Origin of the sequence: Deinococcus sp., assembly GCF_025362455.1 — a bacterium.
Lineage (GTDB): Bacteria > Deinococcota > Deinococci > Deinococcales > Deinococcaceae > Deinococcus.
The window spans coordinates 1-6769 of record NZ_JANYGJ010000270.1; the positions used below are offsets into that span (position 1 = coordinate 1).

Consider the following 6769-nt stretch of genomic DNA (forward strand, 5'->3'; position numbering starts at 1 on the left):
TATGCCGGGCCGCTGGGGCTGCTGCGCCTGGACCTGATCGAGAAGAACGCCCATGAGCTCAGCGAGGCCTACGACGTGCGGCCTCGTTCGGCGGCGCTCCAGGCCGGGCGCTATTCGGGCGGCAACGCCCAGAAGATCATCGTGGCGCGGGAAATGCGGCGGAACCCCAAGATTCTGGTCGCCTCGCAGCCGACGCGGGGCGTGGACATCGGCGCCATCGAGTTCATTCACAAGCAGATCGTCCAGGCACGCGATCAGGGGCTGGCCGTGCTGCTGATCAGCGCCGATCTGGGCGAGGTGATGAACCTGTCTGACCGAATATTGGTGATGTTCGAAGGCCAGATAGCCGGTGAGGTGCCCGCCGCGCAGGCGACCGAAACACAACTCGGGCTGATGATGACCGGCAGTGGCCCGGCCAGGCCCGCCGCGCCGGATTCGGACCACCCGGCAGCGCTGGAGTGAGCAGTGCTGACATGAGGTTGGCCATTATTGCCGACATCCACGGCAACCTGCCCGCGCTGGACGCCGTGCTGGCCGACATCAAAGGTCAGGCGCCCGACGCGCTGCTGTGTCTGGGCGACGTGGCGGGCATGAACGCCTGGCCCGCCGAGTGCATTCAGCTCCTGTACGCTGCCGGGGCGTACACAGTGCTGGGCAACGCCGACGAGGACGCCCTGAACCCGAAACCGTTCGCGCCGCGCGGCCTGTTTCCCGACGAGCGCGAGATCTACGATCTGGACGAGTGGGGGCGGCTCCAGCTCGGCGAGGCGGAACTGACACTGCTGCGCGGCTACCAGCCAGTGATCGAGTTACCCAATCTGCTGGCCTTCCACGGCTCGCCGGAAAGCTGCCGCGAAAGCATCGGCGCGGAAACGCCGGAGGCGCAGCTAGACGAGTTGCGCTTCCGTTTTGGGCAGCATCCGGTCTGGGTCGGCGGGCATACCCATGCGCCGCTGCTGCGCAGCCTGGGCGGCTGGCGGCTGCTCAACCCCGGCTCGGTGGGCCTGGCGTATGAGCGGCGCGGCGAGCGGTACATTAACCTCAGCCGCGCCGAGTATCTGGTGATAGACGGTGAGCAGGTGCAGTTTCGCCGCGTGCCCTACGATGTGCGGGCCGTGCAGGCGGGCATTCGTGAGCGCGGGATGCCGCACGCGGAGTGGTGGGCAGGGGAATGGGTTCAGGGCTGAAGACTCGGCAGGAGCACTCAAGAAGTGTCGTCCAGAGTCGAGCCGGGCGGCCACTTCGGTAAACCCTTCGCTGTGCTCAGGGTGACGACCTTTTGGAATTGGGTGTGATCAAATCCCACCACCCAACGAAAACAGGCGACCAGGTCTCCCCAGCCGCCCCATCAAACACTGCTGACGCTCAGGCGCGACTGAGGTATTCGCCGGTCCGGGTATCGACCTTCACCGAGGTGCCGTTCTCGACGAACAGGGGCACCTGGACGGTGGCGCCGCTTTCCAGCTTGGCGGGTTTGGTGCCGCCCGACACGGTATCGCCGCGCACGCCGGGGTCGGTTTCCACGATTTGCAAAATCACCTGGTTGGGCAGGGTGATCTTGAGGGCCTTGTCGCCGTACATGGCAACCTCGACTTCCATATTTTCCTTAAAGAACTTGGCGGCGTCACCGGCCAGCACCGGCGGCAAGCTGATCTGCTCGAAGGTTTCCATGTCCATAAACAGGTAATCGGCGCCGTCTTTGTAGAGGTACTGCATCGACTTGCCTTCCACGTAGATGTCCTGCAACTTTTCGGTGCTGTTAAACGTCCGGTCGACGATGGAGCCGGTTTCCATGTTGCGGAACTTGGTGACCACCTTGGCGCCGCCCCGGCCCATCTTGAGGTGCGAGTAGTCCAGGCATTCCCACAGGCCGCCGTCCATTTCCACTTTGGTGCCGTTACGAAGTTCATTGACGCTAATCATGTGATGTTCTCCTTGAATGGTGCCCGGTTGTTGCGGCGCCTGTAGATAGTCAGGCGTGAACCGGGCCTGCTCGAACCAGAATGGAATGAGCCGGGGCCGCAGAAAGCGGGCCGCGTCGGCAACAGCCGCCATTCTAACCTGAGCGGGCAGCGGCGGGCAAGGAAGGTGCGCTGGGTCTGGACAGGCTGTTCGTCCCCGTCCCTACTCCTCCAACCCAATGCCGAAGCCCTCGCCCAGCGCGGCGCCATCGTAGGCGCGGAAGGCCAGCATGGTCTGGGTTCTGACGATGCCGGGCAGTTTGCGCAGGTGCGCCGTGACCACCTCGTCGAGCGCCTCGTATTCGGGCAGCCGCAGCACCGCCACGATGTCCCACTCGCCGGTCACGCTGTAGACCTCCCCCACGTGTTTGACCTGCGCCAGCAGCGCGGCGGTTTCGGGAATGCGGTGCCTCTCGGCCTGCACCAGGACGATAGCGGTGACCATGTGTAACCTCCGGGTGAATCAGGCGGGAACGCTGGGAACGGGCTGGACGTGTTCGGCCTGCATAGCCTGGATAGCCGTCAGCGCGATGGTGTACACGATGTCATCGACTATGGCGCCGCGCGACAGGTCGTTGACCGGCTTGCGCAGGCCCTGAAGCATCGGCCCGACGGCCACCACGTTCGCCGCCCGCTGGACCGCCTTGTAGGTGGTGTTACCGGTGTTGAGATCCGGAAAAATAAACACGGTGGCCCGGCCCGCCACGCTCGATCCCGGCGCCTTCTGCTGGCCGACGCTGAGCACACTCGCCGCGTCGTATTGCAGCGGCCCGTCCACGTTCAAGTCGGGGCGGCGCTCTTTGACCAGCCGGGTCGCCTCGGCCACCTTCTCCACGTCCTCGCCGCTGCCGGAAGTACCCGTCGAGTAACTCAGCATGGCGACGCGCGGCTCGATGCCGAACGCCGAGGCCGAATCCGCCGACTGGATGGCGATGTCGGCCAGCTCCTGCGCGTTGGGATTGGGGTTGATGGCCGCGTCGCCGTAGACCAGCACGCCCTCCGGCATCAGCATGAAGAACACGCTGCTCACCAGCGCGGCCCCCGCTGCGGTCTTGATGAGCTGCAACGCCGGGCGCACCGTGTTGGCGGTGGTGTGGACAGCGCCCGACACCAGCCCGTCCACCTCGCCGAGTGCGAGCATCATGGTGCCCAGCACCACCGTGTCTTCGAGCTGGGCCTCGGCCATCGGCTCGGTCAGGCCCTTACTTTTGCGGCGCTCGACCATCGGCGCGACGTAGCGCCCACGCACCGCTTCGGGGTCGAGGATCTCCAGTTCGGGCGGCAGTTTGACACCCTGGGCCTCGGCCACCGCCCGGACCCGCACCGGGTCGGCCAGAAGAACACACCGGGCGATGCCTTTTTCATGGCAGATCACGGCGGCCTTGATGGTGCGCGGCTCGTCGCCCTCCGGCAATACGATGCGCTTGCCTGCGGCCCTGGCCTGCTCGATCAGGTAGTGCCGGAAGGCGGGCGGGGTCATGCGGCGCTCCGGAGAGGCGCCCAGGCGGCGCACGAGCGGCTGCACGTCCAGCCGGTCGGCCACGAATTCGAGGGTGCGCTCCAGGCGTTCCAGGTCGTCCAGGGGGATCTTGCGCTCCATCTGCGAGAGCATTCCGGCGGTGGTGTAGGTGTTGGCCGCGACCTGAAGCACCGGCATCGAACCGGTCAGGGCAGCGCGGCACAGCCGGGCTATCGAGTCGTCGGGGGCGCTGGCCGCCGTGAGCAGCAGCCCGGCCAGCGGAATGCCCGACAGGTGCGCCAGGCTGGCCGCCATCACGATGTCCTCGCGGTCGCCGGGCGCGACCACCAGGGCGCCGGGGCGCAGCAGATCGGCCACGTACGGCGCGCTGCGGGCCGAGACGACAGTGCTGATGACGCGCCGGGTCCGCATCTCGCCCTCGTTGAGCACCGCCGCATTCAGCATCCGGGCCACGTCGGCGGTGCGCGGGGCGTACAGGTCAGCCTGCTCACCGATGACGCCCAGCAGCGCCAGCTTGCCCCCGGCCAGGCTGGGCGCCCGGCGGCGCAACTCGGCCAGCGCCGCGCCGAAGTCGGTCTGAAGCGGCACATGATTCAGGACCAGCCCGGCCAGCCCGCCGCCGTCCGAGTGATCATAGTCGCGGGCGGTGATCTCCAGGCTGTCGCCCAAAGCCCCGGCGTCCATCGTCTTGAGCGAGGCGACCAGCACGGCCTCGGCGCCCAGGGTGCGCGACATCAGCGCGTTGAGGTTGCCCGCGTAGGCCGAGCCGCCGGTCAGGTTCAGGCCCTCGACCACCAGCACGTCGGCGCCGACCTTGGCCTGCTCAGCCAGGGTGACGACTTCTTCCAGAAGGTCATCGCTGCTCTCGCGGCCCAGTAGCGTTTCGGCGTGGGCGCGGCTCAGCGGTTCGGGCACGTTGCTCAAGAAGGTGCGGGCGAAGGTGGCGCTGCGCTCCGGGCCGCTCTGCGACTGGGCCACCGGCTTGAGAAAGGCGACGCGCACACCGCTGCGCGACAGGGCGCGGGCCAGGCCCAGGGCCACGCTGGTCAGGCCCACATCCTGCCCGACCGGGCCGACGAAGAAGGTGGTGGTCATACGCTGACTGTAGCGGAGGCGGGGCAATGCGAGCAGGGCGGATGTCTTTAGGCTTGCCGGACCCGCGCCGGAACGCCCACGGCAGTGACGCCCGCCGCCAGGTCGCGCACGACCACGCCGCCCGCGCCGACCACCGACCAGGCCTCGATGGTGCAGCCCGGAATGACCCGCGCCCCTACGCCCAGGAAGGTGCCCTCGCCCAGAGTGACATTGCCCGCCAGCGTGCAGCCCGGCGCGACGTGAACATAGTCGCCGAGCTGGCAATCGTGATCGACGGTGGCGCCGGTATTGACGATGGTGTGCCGACCGAGCCGGGCGTCCGGCTGGAGCACCGCCCCGGCCATGATGACCGTTCCGGCGCCCAGTACGGCGCTGTGATGCACCCAGGCCGCCGGATGAATCAGCGTGGCCCAGCGCACCTGAGAGAAGCGTCCGGCCAGGTCGCGGCGCAGGGCGTTGTTGCCGATGGCGAGGACGGCCAGGGTGTCAGGTGAATCCGGCAGATCAGTCACGCGGCCCAGCAGCGGGCAGCCCAGCACTGCCCCGGCCTGCGGGTGATCGTCGTAGAGTCCGGCGATCTCCAGCTTCAGCGCCTGGGCCAGCGCCACGATCACCTTGGCGTGGCCCCCGACGCCGACGATGTGCAGAGCAGTCATGGAGTGTCGCTCCCTTCAAATAGCGGCATGGTGGCCTCGCCCTGGGCGCTGATGCCGTCGCGGCAGATCACTTTTTGCAGGGTCAACCACAGAATATGCAGGTCAAAAGCCAGGCTGCGGCGGTCCACATACTCCACGTCGTACTCGAACTTTCGCTCCCAAGTGATGGCGTTGCGTCCATTGACCTGTGCCCAGCCGGTGATGCCGGGCCGGACCTCGTGGCGCCGGGCCTGCTGGGCAGTGTAGAGCGGCAGGTAGCGCGTCAGCAGCGGGCGCGGCCCCACCAGGCTCATCTCACCGCGCAGCACGTTCCACAGCCCCGGCAGCTCGTCGAGGCTGCTGGCACGCAGAAACCGCCCGAAGCGGGTCAGGCGCTCGGCGTCGGGGAGCAGTTCGCCGCCTGGCCCACGCTCACCCGTCATGCTGCGGAACTTGAACATGACGAAGGGCCGTCCGTGCAGACCGGGGCGCGCCTGGCGAAACAGCACCGGGCTGCCCAGCCGCCAGCGCACCAGGGCGGCAAGCAGCAGTAGCGGCAGACCCAGGACCAGCAGACCAAACCCGGAGAGCGCCACGTCCAACACGCGCTTGAGAAGGTCGCCGGGGCGGGAGAGGCTGACCCTCGGCTCCGGAGCCAGCAGCTCCAGCGCCACCAGCATGCTGCGGTTGACCAGTTCGACATCGTATTTCTGACGGGCCAGCGCCAGCCCTGCCGCGCCCATGCGGGCCGCCAGCGCCGGGTCACCGATCAGGGCGTCCATGCGGTCAGCCAGCGCCCCAGCGTCGCCCACCGGCACCAGAAAGCCGTTGACGCCCTCGGTGACGGTTTCGCGGCAGCCGGGCGCGTCGGTGGTGATGACCGGGCGACCCAGCGCCATCGCCTCCAGCACGGTGCGGGGCGTGCCCTCGCGGTAGGAGGGCAGCACGTAGATCCGGCACTCAGCCAGCGCCGGGCGCACGTCGCGCAGTTCACCCAGATATTCGATGACGCCCTCGGCCTGCCAGGCGTCCAGATCGGCCTGGGTGTAGGAATCCGGGCTGGGATCAAGCGGCCCCACGAGCTGGAAACGGGCCTGGGGGTGCCGGGCTCGCACCTGCCGCGCCGCCTCGACGTACTCGCTGATGCCCTTGTCGCGCAGCAGTCGGGCAATCAGCAGGAACACGGGCGCTTCGGGTAACGGAACCGGCGCGAACTGGTTCAGGTCTACCCCGCTGCCGTTGACCAGGGCGGTCTGCGCTACCGTCACCAGCTTGCGCTCCACGAACAGCGCCCAGTCGTCGGGATTCTGAAAGATGACGCGCCGGGCACCGTGCAGCGCCGTGCGGTACAGGCCAGCCGTCAGCGCCGAAAGCAGGCGGCGCCTCATGCCCGCGCCCTGGAAGCTGTAGCCCAGGCCGGTGACCAGGGCGTAGCGGCGCTTCACGCCTGCCGCCCGCGCCGCGATCAGGCCATACACGACGGGCTTGATGGTGTAGGCCAGCACCAGGTCAGGTTGCAGGGCATGCAAGCGAGTTCGCAGGGCCAGCAGATCGCGCCCATCTCGCCGCAGGCTCAGGCCGGTGCGCTCCAGGCTGAT

At 67.8% G+C, this 6769-nt stretch carries 6 protein-coding genes and 1 pseudogene; 2 read left to right on the top strand and 5 right to left on the bottom strand.

Annotated features, from left to right (window positions below):
- Positions 1-462, top strand: a pseudogene (locus Q0R23_RS18305) (heme ABC transporter ATP-binding protein); the annotation flags it as partial.
- Between the two features lie 11 nt (positions 463-473).
- The gene (locus Q0R23_RS18310) at positions 474-1187 is read left to right on the top strand and encodes a metallophosphoesterase family protein (protein WP_293915414.1); all 714 of its coding nucleotides are present in this window, start codon (positions 474-476) and stop codon (positions 1185-1187) included.
- A 178-nt stretch (positions 1188-1365) separates the two neighbouring features.
- Here the strand turns inward: Q0R23_RS18310 and efp are convergent, their stop codons facing one another.
- The 5 genes from efp to Q0R23_RS18335 all read right to left on the bottom strand — a co-directional run.
- Complete coding sequence (gene efp / locus Q0R23_RS18315) at positions 1366-1923, bottom strand: elongation factor P (RefSeq protein ID WP_293915416.1); 558 nt, start codon at positions 1921-1923, stop codon at positions 1366-1368.
- A 201-nt stretch (positions 1924-2124) separates the two neighbouring features.
- On the bottom strand, positions 2125-2406 hold the full coding sequence (locus Q0R23_RS18320) for an Lrp/AsnC ligand binding domain-containing protein (protein WP_293915418.1): 282 nt from the start codon (positions 2404-2406) through the stop codon (positions 2125-2127).
- Positions 2407-2424: 18 nt separating this feature from the next.
- Complete coding sequence (gene pta, locus Q0R23_RS18325; RefSeq protein ID WP_293915420.1) at positions 2425-4536, bottom strand: phosphate acetyltransferase; 2112 nt, start codon at positions 4534-4536, stop codon at positions 2425-2427.
- Positions 4537-4583: 47 nt separating this feature from the next.
- A complete protein-coding gene (locus tag Q0R23_RS18330) occupies positions 4584-5192 on the bottom strand; it encodes an acetyltransferase (protein ID WP_293915422.1) in 609 nt (202 codons plus the stop codon).
- On the bottom strand, positions 5189-6769 hold a 1581-nt coding region (locus tag Q0R23_RS18335), incomplete at its 5' end, for a sugar transferase (RefSeq protein ID WP_293915424.1). The genes Q0R23_RS18330 and Q0R23_RS18335, both read right to left, overlap by 4 nt.

Bases quoted from the DNA above. Each gene is read 5' to 3' on its own strand.
- Q0R23_RS18310 (WP_293915414.1), top strand. From the start codon at position 474: ATGAGGTTGGCCATTATTGCCGACATCCACGGCAACCTGCCCGCGCTG.
- Q0R23_RS18320 (WP_293915418.1), bottom strand. From the start codon at position 2,406: ATGGTCACCGCTATCGTCCTGGTGCAGGCCGAGAGGCACCGCATTCCC.
- Q0R23_RS18330 (WP_293915422.1), bottom strand. From the start codon at position 5,192: ATGACTGCTCTGCACATCGTCGGCGTCGGGGGCCACGCCAAGGTGATC.
- efp (WP_293915416.1), bottom strand. From the start codon at position 1,923: ATGATTAGCGTCAATGAACTTCGTAACGGCACCAAAGTGGAAATGGAC.
- pta (WP_293915420.1), bottom strand. From the start codon at position 4,536: ATGACCACCACCTTCTTCGTCGGCCCGGTCGGGCAGGATGTGGGCCTG.